The 15,401-nt window shown below is 54.8% G+C and carries 10 protein-coding genes; 4 read left to right on the top strand and 6 right to left on the bottom strand.

Annotated elements, in window-relative coordinates; all coding sequences use genetic code 11:
• Positions 1-11 precede the first annotated feature (11 nt).
• The gene (locus ACMLHG_RS09525) at positions 12-455 is read right to left on the bottom strand and encodes a low molecular weight protein arginine phosphatase (protein ID WP_417170340.1); all 444 of its coding nucleotides are present in this window, start codon (positions 453-455) and stop codon (positions 12-14) included.
• Between the two features lie 522 nt (positions 456-977).
• Here ACMLHG_RS09525 and ACMLHG_RS09520 point away from each other — a divergent pair.
• From ACMLHG_RS09520 to ACMLHG_RS09510, 3 genes are read left to right on the top strand one after another with little or no spacing between them, the layout of a single operon-like run.
• Positions 978-2,195 carry a substrate-binding domain-containing protein gene (locus ACMLHG_RS09520; RefSeq protein ID WP_417170339.1) on the top strand — a complete coding sequence of 406 codons (1,218 nt, stop codon included), beginning with the start codon at positions 978-980 and terminating at the stop codon, positions 2,193-2,195.
• A 13-nt stretch (positions 2,196-2,208) separates the two neighbouring features.
• Entirely contained in the window at positions 2,209-2,925 is a 717-nt protein-coding gene (locus tag ACMLHG_RS09515) for a type II secretion system protein (RefSeq protein WP_294432908.1), read from the top strand.
• Positions 2,926-2,946: 21 nt separating this feature from the next.
• A complete protein-coding gene (locus ACMLHG_RS09510; RefSeq protein WP_417170338.1) occupies positions 2,947-4,956 on the top strand; it encodes a hypothetical protein in 2,010 nt (669 codons plus the stop codon).
• Between the two features lie 9 nt (positions 4,957-4,965).
• Here ACMLHG_RS09510 and ACMLHG_RS09505 read toward each other — a convergent pair whose 3' ends face one another.
• The 5 genes from ACMLHG_RS09505 to ACMLHG_RS09485 all read right to left on the bottom strand — a co-directional run bounded on the left by ACMLHG_RS09505 (position 4,966) and on the right by ACMLHG_RS09485 (position 13,855).
• Complete coding sequence (locus ACMLHG_RS09505) at positions 4,966-6,744, bottom strand: glycoside hydrolase family 36 protein (protein WP_417170337.1); 1,779 nt, start codon at positions 6,742-6,744, stop codon at positions 4,966-4,968.
• Between the two features lie 376 nt (positions 6,745-7,120).
• Positions 7,121-8,527 carry a GH39 family glycosyl hydrolase gene (locus ACMLHG_RS09500; protein WP_417170336.1) on the bottom strand — a complete coding sequence of 469 codons (1,407 nt, stop codon included), beginning with the start codon at positions 8,525-8,527 and terminating at the stop codon, positions 7,121-7,123.
• Complete coding sequence (locus ACMLHG_RS09495; RefSeq protein ID WP_295806986.1) at positions 8,524-9,954, bottom strand: MGH1-like glycoside hydrolase domain-containing protein; 1,431 nt, start codon at positions 9,952-9,954, stop codon at positions 8,524-8,526. Before ACMLHG_RS09495 ends, ACMLHG_RS09500 begins: the two co-directional genes overlap by 4 nt.
• A 51-nt stretch (positions 9,955-10,005) precedes the next feature.
• Positions 10,006-13,128: a hypothetical protein gene (locus ACMLHG_RS09490; RefSeq protein WP_417170335.1), complete on the bottom strand. Its 3,123-nt coding sequence runs from the start codon at positions 13,126-13,128 to the stop codon at positions 10,006-10,008.
• 13 nt (positions 13,129-13,141) lie between these two features.
• Positions 13,142-13,855 (bottom strand): DUF1559 domain-containing protein, encoded by a 714-nt coding sequence (locus ACMLHG_RS09485; protein ID WP_417170334.1) that lies wholly within the window; start codon positions 13,853-13,855, stop codon positions 13,142-13,144.
• A 98-nt stretch (positions 13,856-13,953) separates the two neighbouring features.
• Between ACMLHG_RS09485 and ACMLHG_RS09480 the strand changes: the two genes are divergently transcribed.
• Positions 13,954-15,401: recombinase family protein (locus ACMLHG_RS09480; RefSeq protein WP_417170333.1), on the top strand; the 1,448-nt coding region annotated here is incomplete at its 3' end.

Below are 15,401 nucleotides of genomic sequence, written 5' to 3'. Positions count from 1 at the left end.
TGTTGATTCGCTTATCGAAATAGCTGTTTTGCCAGATTTTCCAGAGCCGGTTTCATCCGGGCGAACACCGCCCGGTAACATGCGTCGCTGCCGCCGAAGGGATCGGGCACATCGCCGCCGCCGTCGAAGTCGAGCAGCAGATGGACCTTGGAAGCCGCATCCGGCGCCAAAGCGAGGACCGCCTGCCGGTGGGACGCGGTCATGGCGACGATGAGATCCGATTCCGCGGCCATGGCCGGAGTGAGACTGCGGGAGCGGAAGCGGCTGCTGTCGATGTTGAGCGCCTGCATCACGCTTGCGGCGCCGCGGGAGACCGTTCCGCCGTCTCCGGTGCAGGTTCCGGCGGAGCGGACGAGAAAATCGCTCCGGCCCGCCCGGCGGCAGAGGTCGTCGAAGTACAGTTCCGCCATGGGACTCCGGCAGCTGTTGCCGGTGCAAACGAAGAGAATCCGCATCGATGTAGCTCCTCCCGGATCGGTTTGACGTCGTATCCGATAATATACATCGTTCTTTCGTGTTTTTAAAGCAGTTTCGCGCAGATTCCGGCGAATTCATTGAGAAGTCGGCTCGAATCGCTTCGTGCACGGCCATCGATTGATCTGCAGTTGAGGCAACTGCAATCTGCCGCGGAATGTTTTTTCTGGAGAGTGTGTCGCCGCTCTGCGGCGGGCAGTTGCTGAAATTTGTGTTTCAGCGTGCTCGCAATGTTCACTTCTGCTGCTATGCGTCGAGACAGATGCGGCACACCTCTGCTGTACCGTGCGTCCCATTCCTGTAAGATTCGCGCCAGGTATGTCATGGGGGCTGTTGAAAAAATACAGTATCATCTTCAGAAACGGCATGCCTGACTTTTCTGCCCGAAATGAATTGTTTACAATAGAAACCCTATTGGCAATAACAACTGCAGATTTTGAAAATTCAGTTGACAATCTGAAAAAATCAGAATATAATAGTTTAGAAAAACGGAGATTGTAAGCATGGAACCGGCATTTCTGGGAAATCTGCGGGAGAAAATGTGCAACTGTTCGCGAAACAGTACCATTTCCGTGATTTATGATGCCTTTTCCGAGTGGTTGCGTCTGCACCGTCGGGAATTCGCCGGCAAGGCGTTGCCGCCGGTCAACCGTGTGTCCCAGGCGCTGGGCGTTGCCCGGCAGACGGTCCGGAAAGTGTATCTCCGGCTGGAAACAGAGCATCTGATCGTCCGTCGCCAGCATGAGCGCAACTGGTTTGTTACGCCGCTGAAACGTTCCGGTCCGCAGAACATTGCGTTGATTCTGCCGACGATGTTTTCCGACTACTACCTGCCGTCGACGGAGTATGGGCAGCGTCATTTCGGGATCTATTCCGGCATCGCCGACCGGGCGATGGAGCGGGGCTACGCATTGATCCCGTATCAACTGCCGCCACCAGACGCCTCCCGGCAGGAGATTGTTGCATCTGTGGAGGAACTCGTACGGAACTATGCCGGAGTCATCCACCTCGGCGGCCGGCAGTTCGAGACCGATCCTCCGCTCGCCGAACTGGTGGCGCGGAACGATCTGCCGCAGATGTCGATCGACTGCGATTTCGGGTTGCCATGGATTGGTGTGGTTTCCTTCGATTTTCAACAGGTTGCCCATACCGTCGCCAGTTTTCTGAGGGAAAACGGCCACCGGCGCATCGGAATCGTCTATCCGCTTCGAACCGAACCAGAGAGGGTGCCGGAGTTTCATTATATGATGAACGACCGGGCCACGGTGTTGGAACCGTTTCTGCGCGAGCCGATGCGATTCGATCGGATATTTGAGATCGTTTCCGAGCGGCATCAGTTCGGGGAACCGTTCCGGGAACAGATTCGAGAGGCGATGGAGGATCCGGAGCCTCCGACCGCCTTCTGGTGCCGGGATGACATTTCCGCGATGGAACTGATCCGGGTCCTGCGGTCGTTTCACTGTGCGGTTCCGGAGGACTTTTCGGTGATCGGCTTTGACGACCTGTCTGCCGCGGAGAGCTTTGATCCGCCGCTGACAACCCTCCGCAATCCGGTGTATGAACTGGGATATCAGGCGATGTACCTGCTCGACCACTACATCATGCAGGGGGTGGACAGCATTGCGCACATCACCAGGCTCGCTCCGGTTCTGTGTGTCCGGAAGAGCGTCGGAGCAAGAAAAATTTCTCCCGCAGGGGGTCCATGGCAACACAACATATAGCAAGGAGGCGTTCATGAGAAGATATTTTACGTTAATAGAACTTCTAGTTGTTATCAGTATCATTGCCATCCTGATGGCTCTGCTGCTTCCTGCCCTGACGCGTGCGCGGGAGCAGGCCGCTGCCTCGAATTGTCAGGGCAATCTCCGGCAGGTCATGATGGCACAGGCACAGTACAGTATGGCATTCAACGACATGCTGATTGTTCAGACGGCGGAGAAGACATACTCGACTCCATGGACCACGATGTTTCTCCGCCTGAAGTATCTGAATGTTAAAGTGTTGAATTGTCCGAAGATCGGGAATCCGATCACGGAGGAGATACGCAACTCCTCTCTCAACTCCTCCGCCCAGTTCTACTACAGCTATGGATTTCACAATCAGTGGAATCTTTCCGGTGCGGCTTTCACCGCCCTTGCCGGCAAGTTTCTGCATGTCGATGGATCTTCCATTTTCTTTCTGGCCAACCGCATGAAACGACCCTCCGTCACCTTTCTCGGCACAGACACCGTCACTGCGGATGCCGGAGCGTGGCGTGGATACGGACGGTATATGTGGGGATCGAACACTTCCAGCGGCGGACGCATTCATCTGCGCCACCTCGCCCAGTCAAGTGCGGCCGCCGCGGACGGCCATGTCCGCTGGCTCTCGCTGGGGGAGTGGAGGACTCCGAAGTTGAGCTGTGTGACTCCGCAATATTTTTATATGTCGGATCTCGTGTCATATCCATAATGATGAAAGGAAGATGGAAGCATGAAAATCCTGATGTGGCTTGCTGTTCTGGGGTGCGGTATTCTGTCTGCTGCAGCGGAGGAACAACAACTGACGTTTGCCAAAGCGGCTTGCGCCGCCGGCATTTCCGCACGAGTGGAGAATCCCGGGAATCTGGAGATCCTGGCGACCGGCAATCAGCCGTGGATGGGGCTTCATCTGCGTCCGGACCAGGGGGAGCACTGGGACTTTTCCAAATTCAGCCGTTTTGAGTGTGAAGTGGAAAATCGGAATCCGGATGGTTTCTGCGGTGTCGCATTCTATATGAACGATCAGCTGGTGGGGCGTTCATCGATTCGCCCCGGCGAGACAAAACCGTTGCGCTTTCGGCTCAACCACGCCGGACCGTCGCGGTTCGATCCCGGATTCCCGCCCCGGCTTCGGGGGGTGCCGATCGGGTTTCGCGGCGGCAGAAATTTCGATTCCGCCCGCGTGACCCGGCTTCGAGTGGAGGTTTTTGCTCCGGGAAAAGTTCGATTTTCCATCCGCAACTGCCGGGTTTCCGGGCGGTCGGAAGTGGCGCCTGAAGTGACCTCGCCGGAACGGTTCTTCCCCTGCATTGACCGGTATGGGCAGTATATCCACAAGGAGTGGCCGCAGAAGATCCACTCCGACGAAGCGCTCCGGAGCCGCCTCCGGGAGGAGGCCGGACAGCTGCGCGCCCCGGTCGCCGGGTGGAACCGCTATGGCGGCTGGGCGGAGGGACCACAGTTGAAGGCGACCGGATTTTTCCGGACGGAAAAATATCAGGGGAAATGGTGGCTGATCGATCCGGAAGGGCGGCTGTTCTTCTCCCGCGGTCTCAATTCGATTCGCAGTACCGATCTGCTGACCGGCGGTCCGGGACTGGAGAAGTTTTTTGAGGGAAAGAGCACGCGAAAGGATGGTCGATTCGGCTTCACATCGGCCAATCTGCGGAGGAAGTACGGCCCCGATTACCGGGATGCGTTCAACCGTTTCATGCTCCTCCGGCTGGCCGACTGGGGATTCAACACGATCGGCAACTGGAGCGATCAGGAAATCTGCCGCATGCGCCGGATTCCCTATGTGGTGAATCTGCCTCTTCCCGCAGGGCTGCCCCGTCTGGCCAAAGGTGGATTCTACGATGTCTTCGATCCCGCATTCGAACCCGGAATGCAGAAGATCTTCAGCCGGGAGTTCGACTGGTGCAGAAACGATCCGTGGTGCATCGGCATCTTTGTCGGCAATGAACTGCGTTTCGCCAACCGGAAGCGATCGCTGGGAACCGACACTCTGATCGCGGATCCCGCGACCGCCGCAAAACAGGAGCTGATGAGGGATCTCCGGAAAAAATACGGCTCGATCGAAGCGCTGAATTCCGCCTGGAAATGTGATTTCGCGGATTGGGATGCGTTGGCCCGGCTGCGGATTCTGCCGGAGGGAAACGGCTGGCGGGAAGATATTGACGAGTTCTTTGAGAAATCGGTCCGCCGGTTCTTCACCGTTTCAAAAGCGGTCGTGAAAGCCGGTTCCCCCAATACTCTCTATCTCGGCTCCCGGCTTTATGTCGGATATGACTACACCAATCGCAGACTCAATCGCGCCGCAGCCGAATGTTGCGATGTGGTCTCCTACAATCTCTATCAGCCGGTCTTTGATCACTTCGCACCGCACGGCATGGCCGATGTGCCCATCCTCATCACGGAGTCGACCGTGGGCGGCGAACTGGAGCGCGGCACCTGGGGGCCCTATGCCAATCCGGGAACGATGCCGGGCGCACGACGGGAGGTTGTTTTCCGCCAGTATGAATCGGCGGCTCGCCATCCGAATCTGGTCGGAATCCATTTCTTCACCCTGTTCGACCAGCCGATTCTGGGGCGGTGGGATGGAGAAAACTGCAATTTCGGCGCCGTCGACATCACGGATACCCCGTATCGGGACGTCGTTGATGCAAACCGCGCATTTTCAGAGCGGCTCTATCCGTTCCGGAGCGGTTCCCGGGCGTTGTTTTCCGCCCGGGAACTGTTCTGAATTTTTCGCTCAGAAGGAGAGCTGGATCATTCCGGCCGGCGGCAGACTCACCTGGTTGAGGCCGGCGTGAATCGCATCCAGCCGGATGACGTTGCCCTGGGCATCGAAACAAGTGCTTTCGACCGGTTCCCGGTCGAGATCGAGCACGAATCCGACACTGCCGGAGGCGTTGACGATGCACTCCGTTCCGCCATCCTGCGGCGCGAGATGCAAGGCGCTGTGCGCGGCGTAAAGAACGCTGACCCGGCGGTTCTCCTTCTCCGCGGAAACGACCGTGTCGTTGCATTCCGGCTGCCGGGCGTGGAGTTTGCCGTCGAGCAGTACGTCGCGGAACTCCCGCCAGAAGTCGAGGTAGAACTTCAGCATCCGGCGGTGGGACTCCGGAATGTCACGGAGCCGGACCGAGATCTGCGGTACGGCGAAGAGCACGTTCAGAAGCTGAAGCGCGGCGACCTCCACCGGCTCCTTGTAGTTCCACATGAGCATGTCGGAGTGGACCGCCGTATCACCCGACAATCGCCGGATGTTGACGATGCCGGTCCGGTTGGCGATGACGTCGCAGGGACAGTCCCCGACCCGGAAGATGTTGCCGTACTTGCGCATTGCCGGGCCGATGTACCGCTGACGGAATTCGATCAGAATGTCCGGGCGGATGGCCCGCAGCCGGGTCATGGCGTCGGTGAGCAGCCGGTCCACCGCACGCGAGAGCAGCTTGTAGTCCCGCCCGGCATACCCTTCGGCGACGGCGGGATCCTCCCCGTCGAAACGGAAGGAGTCGAGGAAGTCGAATTTGAAGCCGTCAAGGTCCCATTCGATCAGGGCGCGTTCGTAGATGTTGAGCAGATATTCGCGCACTTCCGGGAAGCGGGGATCGAGCGCGGCGGCGCGGAGCCGGTCGTTGTGATACAGAAACTTGCCGGAGAAGCGGCGGTACGCTTCGCTTTCGTAGCCCGCCCAGACCAGCGAATACCAGAGCAGATACTTCATGCCGAGGGCGTGGACGCGGTCGACGTGTTCGCGCATCCGGGGGAAGCGTTTGAGACAGATCTCCCAGTCGCCGCAGTAGGCGTAACCGCGGCTGTTGTCTTCGGTCTGCCAGCCGTCGTCGACGATGATTCCCTCCATGCCGTATTCGCGGGCGAGTTTGCACTCCTCCTCGAGTTCGTGATCGAAAAGATCCTGATGGAAGCTGTACCAGGTCGAATAGAAGGGATGCCGGGCGGCATCCGGAACCGGGCAGGGGCGGTACTCCGGCATGGCGGCCCACCAGGCGGCGACGTCGGCCAGAGCGGTTTCGCCGGAAACGGAACTGCGGGTGTCGATCCGCAAGGTGGCGCAGTAACTGTCCGCCGGCGCGGAAGGGGTGGTGAAACAGTGGATCTCATTCACGAGCCAAGCGTCGGTTTCGCGGATGCCGCAACGGATGTCGACCGGATTGAGTGCGTCGGAGAAGGCGAAGGTCATGCGGTTCGCGCCGCGGTGGCTGCAGAGGCTGACGACGGGGGAGCCGATGGCGAGTTCGCTGTGAAGGAGGGACTGGTTCCAGTCCGGCGGAAGCCAGCAGCCGGTCGTGCCGGCGAAGGGATGCCAGCGGTACTGGATGTCGATCGAGGGGACCACCCAGCTGATGGTCGTCTGCGGCAGGACAGCGGGGGTGTCGCGCTGGAGCTCCAGGGTGACGAGGGTGATGCCGGGCAGCGGATTGTTGTTGCGCAGTTCGCAGTTCCAGTCGTCGGATTGAATGTGAACAGAGACGGGGCCGACGGGGGTGTTGACAGTTTTCAGCATGAGACGGACTCCTTCCGGTCAAAATTGGCAAATGGAGGAACGGAGCGCTGCCGCGTGGAACCTCCCGATGTTTTTCTCCTGCGGAGAACTCAGGCCGGAGCCGCGGAACGATTCTCGTCTCGACACAGTTCCGGCGGTCCATACAATAGCATACAAAAACATCAAGTCAAATGCTCTTGGGCAATCGCATCGGATATTTTGCATGCATTCGGGCCGGCGACCGCCGGTTCCGGGTTGAAGCGTCAATTCTTCGCCGTTCTCCCGGGGGGGGAGGCATCCGGGCAATTTTGCAACTCCGGAGAGAGGCCCCCATGCCCTCCATGAGAAATGGTCCGTTCCGGGATGGGAGGCGCCACGGGCGCCTCCTCGCCCGGATTTATTCTTCCACCGAAATGCAGTTCAAAACGGCCTCCCGGTCCGCCAGCAGCATCGGATAGTTTTTCAACGGAGCGTCGAGGATCTTCACCCGGCAATCCGGTTTCTCGTAGATGAAATCATATTCAAACACCTCTCCGGTCAGCGGGTCGATCACGACCGGTTTTTGAAACGCTTTGTCCGGAGACCATACCAGCAGATTCATCGGGTATGGCGAAGAATCTTTCAACGCGGAAACCTTCTGCCACCAGGCGATCAGCGGCCGGCCGTTCCGCTCGAATGCGACCACATTGGAGGAGGTGATTTTTTCGTGAAACGAGTAACGGTCCTTCTCCGCCAGTGCGTTGCAGGTCTCCATCGTCGCCAGTGTGGTTTTATCCCGCCGGGTGGAACTGTCGAAAAGCGTACAGATGTGGCGGAACGCGTCATACGACTTTTTCGGGCGCGGCGGAGTATCCGTCGTGAGCAGTCCGAAATAATTGGGTTTGTTCCGGAACCCGTTCTTGTAGTAATATTTGAAGTCGGAAATGGTGAAGTAGGAGGTGTAGTCATTCTCCAGATAGAGGTCGGTCAGCAGACTGCGCAACAGCAGTCTGGCCTGGATCTCTTCGTTCATCGGCACTCCGGCCAGCGCTTCCGTTTCACTGGTGACCGAAGGAAATCCCGCTTCGCCCTGCCAAAGCTCCAGGTGGTCGGCGCCATATTTTTTGAAGATGGCCCGATAGAAGTTGATCCATTCCGGCGTTTCAATCTCCGGCATGACCCGGTAGCGATGATACGAATACACATCCAGATACCGGCCCAGTCCGAGCTTCATATACTCTTCGATACAAGGGGCGAACCACAATTCGGTCCCGGTGTTGCCGCCGATGATTTTCGCTTCGGGCAGAATCCCCCGGATTACCTCGGCGGTCAGTTTGACCAGCTCCACATATTCGCTTTGCGAAGGGGGGCCGGGCAGCCAGAAGCCCTTACTGTAAGGCTCGTTCCAGACTTCGTAAAGGGATACCCGGTCGCGAAAATGCCGGACCAGTGCCGCGATGTAATTCCGCCATCCGGTTCTGGCCTCTTCGGTGTAGAGCGGAACCCAGCCGCAGGCGTCCGGTGCCGGGGCGTCGGTGTACAGCATGTTGCCATATCCGAGATTCAGCCAGGGCTGGATGCCGCCGGCAAGAAGTTTGTCGACGGTTCGATCCAGCCAGGTAAAATCGTATTGGCCGCGGACCAGTTCCGTGCGGCTCCAGCCGGTTTGAACGCGGGCGTATTTGGCGCCGGTGGCGACGGCATAGTCGTACACTTCATCCACATCGTCCCACATCTTCCGGTCGAGACATTCGAAGCCGATGCCGATGCGGGAGGACTGGATCTGGTTCGAAGTGCGGGGTGAAATTTTTCCGATCCTCTTCATGAAATTTTTCCTTCCTTTATCCGGCAGACGCCTGCCGGAATGTGATATATTCTGTCTTCGATTTTCAACCGGAACGGCTCTGAAGTTTCCACGGCAATGGTTCCCCGGTCAAACTCCAGCGAAGCGGTTACGCCGCCGAAACGGAGGTTGCGTATGCCGTGGCGGCAGGTGTGGTGCAGCCGCCAGTGAATCATCCGGGAAACGCCGTCCGCCTGAATTCCGAGAACATTTTCAATGGTCAGATTGATCGGCCCCAGAGCCGACCAGCCGCAGAAATCCGGTTTGCCGTGATCGGGCAGACAGTTGTATTTGCAGGTGGCGGGTTCCGCACGGGTCGGGGAATAAACCTCCCACACCGTATGCGGTGAAAATTCGAGCCACGTACGCAACTGATGCCGCACCAACTGTTCCGCCAGACGGTCCGCCAGAGCGGTAAATTGATACTGTTCCAGCGCTTTGACGGCCATGTAGGCGGTCGGCAACCAGACGCCGCCGCGCCAGTAGCCGCCGGCCGGGTCGAAATGCGGCGAATTGCGCGCGACGGAGGGGAACGGCACCGGACCGCCCAGCTCCATCGCATTTTCCGCATGAGCGGCCATGCGTGCCGCCTGTTCCGGTGACGCAACGCCGGCGAGCAACGGCCAGAATGAGGCCGGAGTCATGACCTTGACGCGGCGATGGGGAGCGGTCGCTTCGATGTCATAATAGCAGCCGTCCTCTTCATCCCAGTAGTAGTGATTCAGCAATGCTGCAAGGGTGTCATACTCCTGGCGGAACGCCGTGTCGCCGGTCACTTCCCAGATGATTCGCGCGCTCAGCGCCTGCTGGGCGGCGGCGTCCAGAAAAAGGATCTTTCGATATGCGGGATCGTTGTCGATCACGGTACGGGGGAAATCTCCGCGCGGGGTGTTGTCCATGCCGCAGCGGCCGCCCGACCAGTGGTACCCGAATGGCGTTTTCTGCCATTGCACGGGGTAGAGGGAACTCATGTACGGAAAGCGGTCGCCATAGTGAAGGGATTCAAAGAAGCGGAACATCCTCTGCGGATAGCGGTGTTGAAAGAAAAGCTCCTTCAGGTGTTCGCGATCTCCGGTGATGCGATAATTTTCCCACTCCGCCCAGGCGAACAGGGGCGGGTTGTCGGGAATGTGGATTTTGAGCGGCGTCTCCACGCCGTCGAGCATCGGCAGGTAGAAGTTCCGCAGACTTTCAACGCCGGGAAAAATCTCCGGCGCATACTTGCAGTAAAGCACCATGAAGCAGGTATCCCAGATCCAGATCCGGTCCTCGGCAAACGCCTCGTCCATGTAGGGACTCTGAGGCGCTCCGGGACAGGAGGAGATGTGTTCCGCGGCGCATTTCCAGGCGAAGGCGGAAAGTTTTTCCAGTTCCGGTTCCGCTTCGAAAACAATCTGCGGAACGTTCACGGCAACATCCGGCCGCGCGGCAATATTCTCAACGATATACATTTCCATAACTTATTCGGTTACAACTTTCCGTTCAGGAGCATCCTGATCTGCAACCAATTCAAAAAAAGGAGTAGGCCCATATTGCAGAGATGCGGTGTCGAGTCGAAGCTTCAAGCCGGAAGCGGAATTCCTTACGGGAATTTCTTCCCTCCGGCTCCCATTCATTCCGAGGGCATACAACTTCCAGCTTCCCTGCCGGCGAACATTCAATTCAAGAACACCGGTACGGGCGAGGAGTGGAGCTGAGCCCGGAGAGAGCAGCGTGGCCCGGTTTGCCGCCAGACTCATATTGCTGTTTGCCTCTTCGGTCATGTAGAGAAAAACGATTCTGCGGCTTGTTGCAAGCGGTTTATTATCAATGGAACATGCGGCGATACAACTGTTGGCGGAATTTTTCTCGACTTGAAAGAATTTCAACGATTCCCGTTCTCCGGCCGTCATGCAAATCGCTTCTGTACGTGGTGTTATGACCGTCATTTTCTTCTCACGGGATTTCAGGAGAAGCTCTTCCGTATCACTTTGAAAGATTCCCCGTTTCGGAGAGCTGATATTGCGGGGCGAAAGAATCCCTTTCTCTTTCATGATCGCGACCGCTTCGTCAAGGGAGAACGCATTGTGGTTGTTTTGCGGTTTCACCACTTCGGAAAACCAGTCGTGGGACAGGATTTCCGTACTGCCGGAAATCGGGAAGGCGAGGTCAGCAACTGGTTGAGCGATCGTGCCCGCCGCTGCTGGTTCCCCCGGAAAGACAAGTCCGAATCCTGCCAACAGGCCGATGTTGGCCTGGACCGGGGAGACGGCCTTGTCGGCCTGTGAGTGATTGCGCAGAAATTTTTGAGGGACAATCAGGGCAACCTGGTGCGGAGAAGTTTGAACATCTCCGCGTTGAAACAGGCAGGCGGTCAAAAACTGCGCAGCCCGAAGCAGGGGGGAGTTGCCGACATAAAAACAACTTGCCGCTTCTTTCGAAATATCATCCAGAATCACCGGTTGCTCATGAATTTCCAACGCGCCATATCCTTGCAGAGCAGAATAGCCGCCGAAAACCATCCCTGACTCATAGCGGTAGGGATTCCAGAAACAGTGATTGAATTCTCCGCTGATAAAGGGGCGTCCCGCCAATTTTACGGAGTTGCTGTCTTTCCAATATCCCGTTTCCTCTTCAATCGAGCTGTCGGATTCAACGACAGAGTCCTTTTGAGTCCAGTTGCTTGGGTGCTTGAAGTAAGCATGTACATCTACAAGTGGTATCGTTTCCCAACGGACTGCCGCATGGCCCAGGTTTTTAGAATAGCTGTAATTGCTCACCAGCCCCTGATAGCCGGTTTCCCGGATGATTTTTTCACATCGCAATGCGCTCTCTTTGGCCTGATCCATCCAGAATAGTGCAAAATCATTGCTGAGTTTTTCCCCGGCAGATGTCGGAATTTCCGCCTTCTGCATAGATTTTCCATATTTTTTCTCCAACCAGCCATGCCAGCAGCGCAAAAGATGCTCGCGTATTACGGGATTCTTTTGCAATACAGAAAACATACGTCCGCCAAGCCCCAGCGATTGTTCGTTGTAATACTCCACCCAGGCGATTGCGGGATCATCCTTCCACGCAATTCCAGTATATGGGTTGACGTGTTGAAACAGCGTATTCACCGCATACCGGAATCGATCCATTTCCCATTTTCCGTTCAGATACATCATCAGCTTATGCCGGGTTCTGTCTTCAAACGCCGAAGAATTCTCTTTTGTATAAAGGTGAAACGAAAAGATCACCAGATGGATGTAGATCCCTTCCTTCTTCAACTCAGAAATAAGATAGTCCCAGCGATCCAGATATGCCGGATTGATTGCCATATCCTGCGTGGCTCCTTGGCAGAGCCATCTGTCGAGAAGGGCGTGAACACGAAAGAGCCGGTATCCCTGTCGTCTGGCAGCTTGTGCGAAACGTTGTACTCTTTTTTTGAACGCCTCGTCATCCTTTGTCTCGAAAATATTTTTCATACCATTGAACCCCAGCAGACGAACCGGCTTTGCGTGTTCCTTTTCGAAGACAAGTTCGCCCTTGTCCGATATTGTCAACCGGCCCGATTTCCCTGCCGGCCGGTCCACTTGTCCAGACAAATCCAGGGCGCTGCCTGATTCGATTTCCGGAGAAGTCAGTTGGTATTTCTTCCACGTTGAATTTTCCTGAAAAATGATGGGAGAACGGGGAATGCCACAGCCGAATCCCCACCCGCTGCTTCCTGCGCGTACTACTGCGACCAGCAGATTGCTGCCTTGTTTCACTATGAGGTCTTCGAAACAATTGTCAGGGGAAAAGGGTTTTATCCCCGTCCTGGTTAAAATACGTTTCCCATTGAAATAGATGTCGAAATACCAGTCCGCACAGAATCCAACTCGCATCAGCCCTGATGTCGTGGAATCAAACTGGTTGTAAAGTATGGCGGTGGAGCGTTCCGGCTGAAATCCGCCCTGCTTCCACTGGCGCAGATCGATCCAACCCTTCTGCATGGGTACAACCGTGCCGGATTGATTGTCGAGACTTTGGGGAATCTCATGCCATTGTGTCGGCAGTTGACAATTCCAGAAAACACGCCACTGGGGGCTGAGGGAAAATGGAATTCTGGCTAAGGAGACCTCTTCCAGGCGAATGTGAGACAACGACACTTCCCCGGGCAGGCGACTGAAATTGAATGTGAGTTGAGCGGGATTCCCGTCTCGTTGTGAGGAGGTGAATAAGGTTTCCAGAGAATGGCTTCCCGGTCCCAGTGTCCAATTCATGGCGAGTCCTCGGTTGGTATAGGGCTTCCGGGAGTCCTGGTACACGGCGCGGAAACTTCCCTTTCCTTTGCATTCAATCTGAAAGGACAGACGGTAGGTTTTCCCGCCGGGAAGCGATACTTGCTGGAACAGCAAACTGGAATAAGGAGAACGACCTTCGGGAATTTTTGCAATCAACTTTCCTCCCCTGATCTGACAAGGAAGGCTCGACTGTTTCCATTGGGCCATGCCGGTTGCAAAATTGCTGTTTCGCAGCAGGTTCACGTCGGCGGCCGGCGCAGATGCTCCAATTGCCAGGGAAAAAATTAGAAAGGTCTTGTATAGAGGATTCATCATTTGTTTCTCATCTTTCTTCAATCATTCATTTCGGTCAGCGTAATTTTATACCATCACTGCTGTAGATATTGTCTGTTGACAGTTTCGCCAGTGAGGCAAGTTCATTAATCCCCATAGACCGGACACTGCAGTCCAGAGTCAGTACGTTGGCTTGTTTCCCATGAGCGAGGGCGATTTTTGCGTCAGCTGCGCTGAAATAATTGGCCATGATTTTTCCAACGAACGCTGGTTTCGCGGAACTTCCGGCGTGAACACTGTCTGCCAGTAAGATAGTGGAGGAAGGCTGCTTTCCTGTAACGAAAGCAACGTAGTGGGTGATGCGATTGATATTGTTGAGTTTAATCAGTACTCGTGTATCCCAGGACCCCTTTAACATGGGGTTCATCCCGTAAACCTGCCGGGAGGCCGCACCATAATATGTGTCGGGAATTGCTTGATATGGTTTTGTGGGGCAGTTAAAGATTTTCAACAGCTCTGCTTTTCGAGCTTCCGGGGTTGCGGAATCGGAAAATTCAGCGGCAATAGAGGAAGAGTTATACGCCAAAAGTATGGTTGCGTAAGTAAAATTCGGATACCATTCCGTTCCGGCATTCTCCAGACCTGTGCCTTTCGGAGAGTTTGCCGGCGGAATGAAATCATTATAATCATTGCTGTAATTTGTAAAGAGGACACCACATTGCTTGAGGTTATTGGCACAGGTAATGGCCCGGGCTTTCTGGCGACTTTTCTCCAACGCGGGCAGCAGCATGGCGGCCAGAATTGCAATAATAGCAATAACTACTATGACTACTTGTTAAATATACAATATGGTGTATATTAAAACAAGTAGAATGAGGAGCAAAAACAATGAAAGCACTGATCTATGCACGGCAAAGCAGCGGGAAGGATGATTTTTCTGAGTCGGTGGAGGCGCAGATTTCCAACTGTAAGAAACTGGCGGCAAAAGAAAAACTTGAAATTATTGGCATCTACAAGGATCTCAACACCAGCGGAGAGACTTATCCAGTGGGAGCGGAGGAAATTGCCCGGCTTGACAAAGCATATATGAAATGGGTTCTCAACCAAAGTTCCAAGAAGGATTTCCGGTTGGGGCTATGTCAGGTTCTGCAAAAACTTTCTGAGGTTGATTTTGTGTTGGTCAATGAATTGACCCGATTGTACCGTCCGATCAACGGGAGTTTTCTGGAGGGGCATATCAATCAGCTTCTGAAAGAAAATGAGGTGAAGGTTCTGCAGGTTCAAGGCGGAACGATTGACCTGAGCAAATTTGACCAGCAGTTAATTACCTTAATCAAAAATCAGATTCTCTATGAGGATTTGCAGAAAAAGCGGCAGAACAGTATCAACGCTTTCCGGATCAAGAAAGACAGCGGCAGACTTTGCAGCGATGCCAAGATGCATGGAATTCGCTATCTTGGCAACGGAAAAATCGAGGTGATTCCCGAATGGGTTGAGATCATCCGTTTCATCTATGACAATATTTGTGCCTATCGTCCTTACCGGGCAATCATCCGTGATTGCAATGAACGCTGGGGGAAAGAGATCTTTTTCTATGAAAGCTCCATTTATGCCATTGCAAAACAGCCGATTTATTGCGGTTATCAGTATAACAGTCAGGGCGAATTGATTAAAAACGTGCAGATTACCGGTCAGGAGTTCATCTCTTTCGAGCAGTGGCAGGAAGTGCAGAAGATCATTTCGCACAAGCGGGCCGATTATCATGTAAGAGCCAAAAAGCACTGGCTTCCATTGTCCGGTAAACTCTACTGTGGAGAATGCGGCAGCAAATTGATATGTCTATTGGAACATGGAAAAATTTACTATACCTGCAATAAACGGACGCTTGACCGTAATCATGTCAACTGCCGTAACAGCCGAATCCGTTTTGAATCGGGATTGCGTGGAGAACCCGCTCTTTATGATGCTATTTATCCCCTGTTGTCCATTGCTTTGATTGAACGGCATAGAAAAGCTGTTGAACTCTTGAACGATAAAAATGAGTTGGCAAAGTATGACGTGGAATTGAAAAATCTGGCAACCAAAGAGGAGCAGCTTCATGAAATGTTCCTGGATGGTCTTGCCACGGAGGAGCAGTTACGCAATCTGCTGACCCGAAACAAAGCAAGGCGTTGCGAATTACTGAAAAAAGTGACTCTTTTGAAAAGCAGCAACCTGAATGACGAGACTCTGCAGGATTTGGAAAAGAATGTTCTTGCAGATCAGTTCAATGATCTTGCGAACAAGAATCTCCCGCAAGGTATCTATGAAAGGTTGTTGAATGACGCTCAAATTAC

The sequence above is a fragment of the Victivallis sp. genome (assembly GCF_048170485.1).
GTDB lineage: Bacteria > Verrucomicrobiota > Lentisphaeria > Victivallales > Victivallaceae > Victivallis.
The sequence above is the reverse complement of the archived record's forward strand: the minus strand, read 5'-3'. Positions and strand labels throughout refer to the sequence as shown.

Excerpts from the sequence above, each read along its gene's own strand:
- ACMLHG_RS09525 (WP_417170340.1), bottom strand. The coding sequence starts at position 455 with ATGCGGATTCTCTTCGTTTGCACCGGCAACAGCTGCCGGAGTCCCATG.
- ACMLHG_RS09520 (WP_417170339.1), top strand. The coding sequence starts at position 978 with ATGGAACCGGCATTTCTGGGAAATCTGCGGGAGAAAATGTGCAACTGT.
- ACMLHG_RS09515 (WP_294432908.1), top strand. The coding sequence starts at position 2,209 with ATGAGAAGATATTTTACGTTAATAGAACTTCTAGTTGTTATCAGTATC.
- ACMLHG_RS09510 (WP_417170338.1), top strand. The coding sequence starts at position 2,947 with ATGAAAATCCTGATGTGGCTTGCTGTTCTGGGGTGCGGTATTCTGTCT.
- ACMLHG_RS09505 (WP_417170337.1), bottom strand. The coding sequence starts at position 6,744 with ATGCTGAAAACTGTCAACACCCCCGTCGGCCCCGTCTCTGTTCACATT.
- ACMLHG_RS09500 (WP_417170336.1), bottom strand. The coding sequence starts at position 8,527 with ATGAAGAGGATCGGAAAAATTTCACCCCGCACTTCGAACCAGATCCAG.
- ACMLHG_RS09485 (WP_417170334.1), bottom strand. The coding sequence starts at position 13,855 with ATGCTGCTGCCCGCGTTGGAGAAAAGTCGCCAGAAAGCCCGGGCCATT.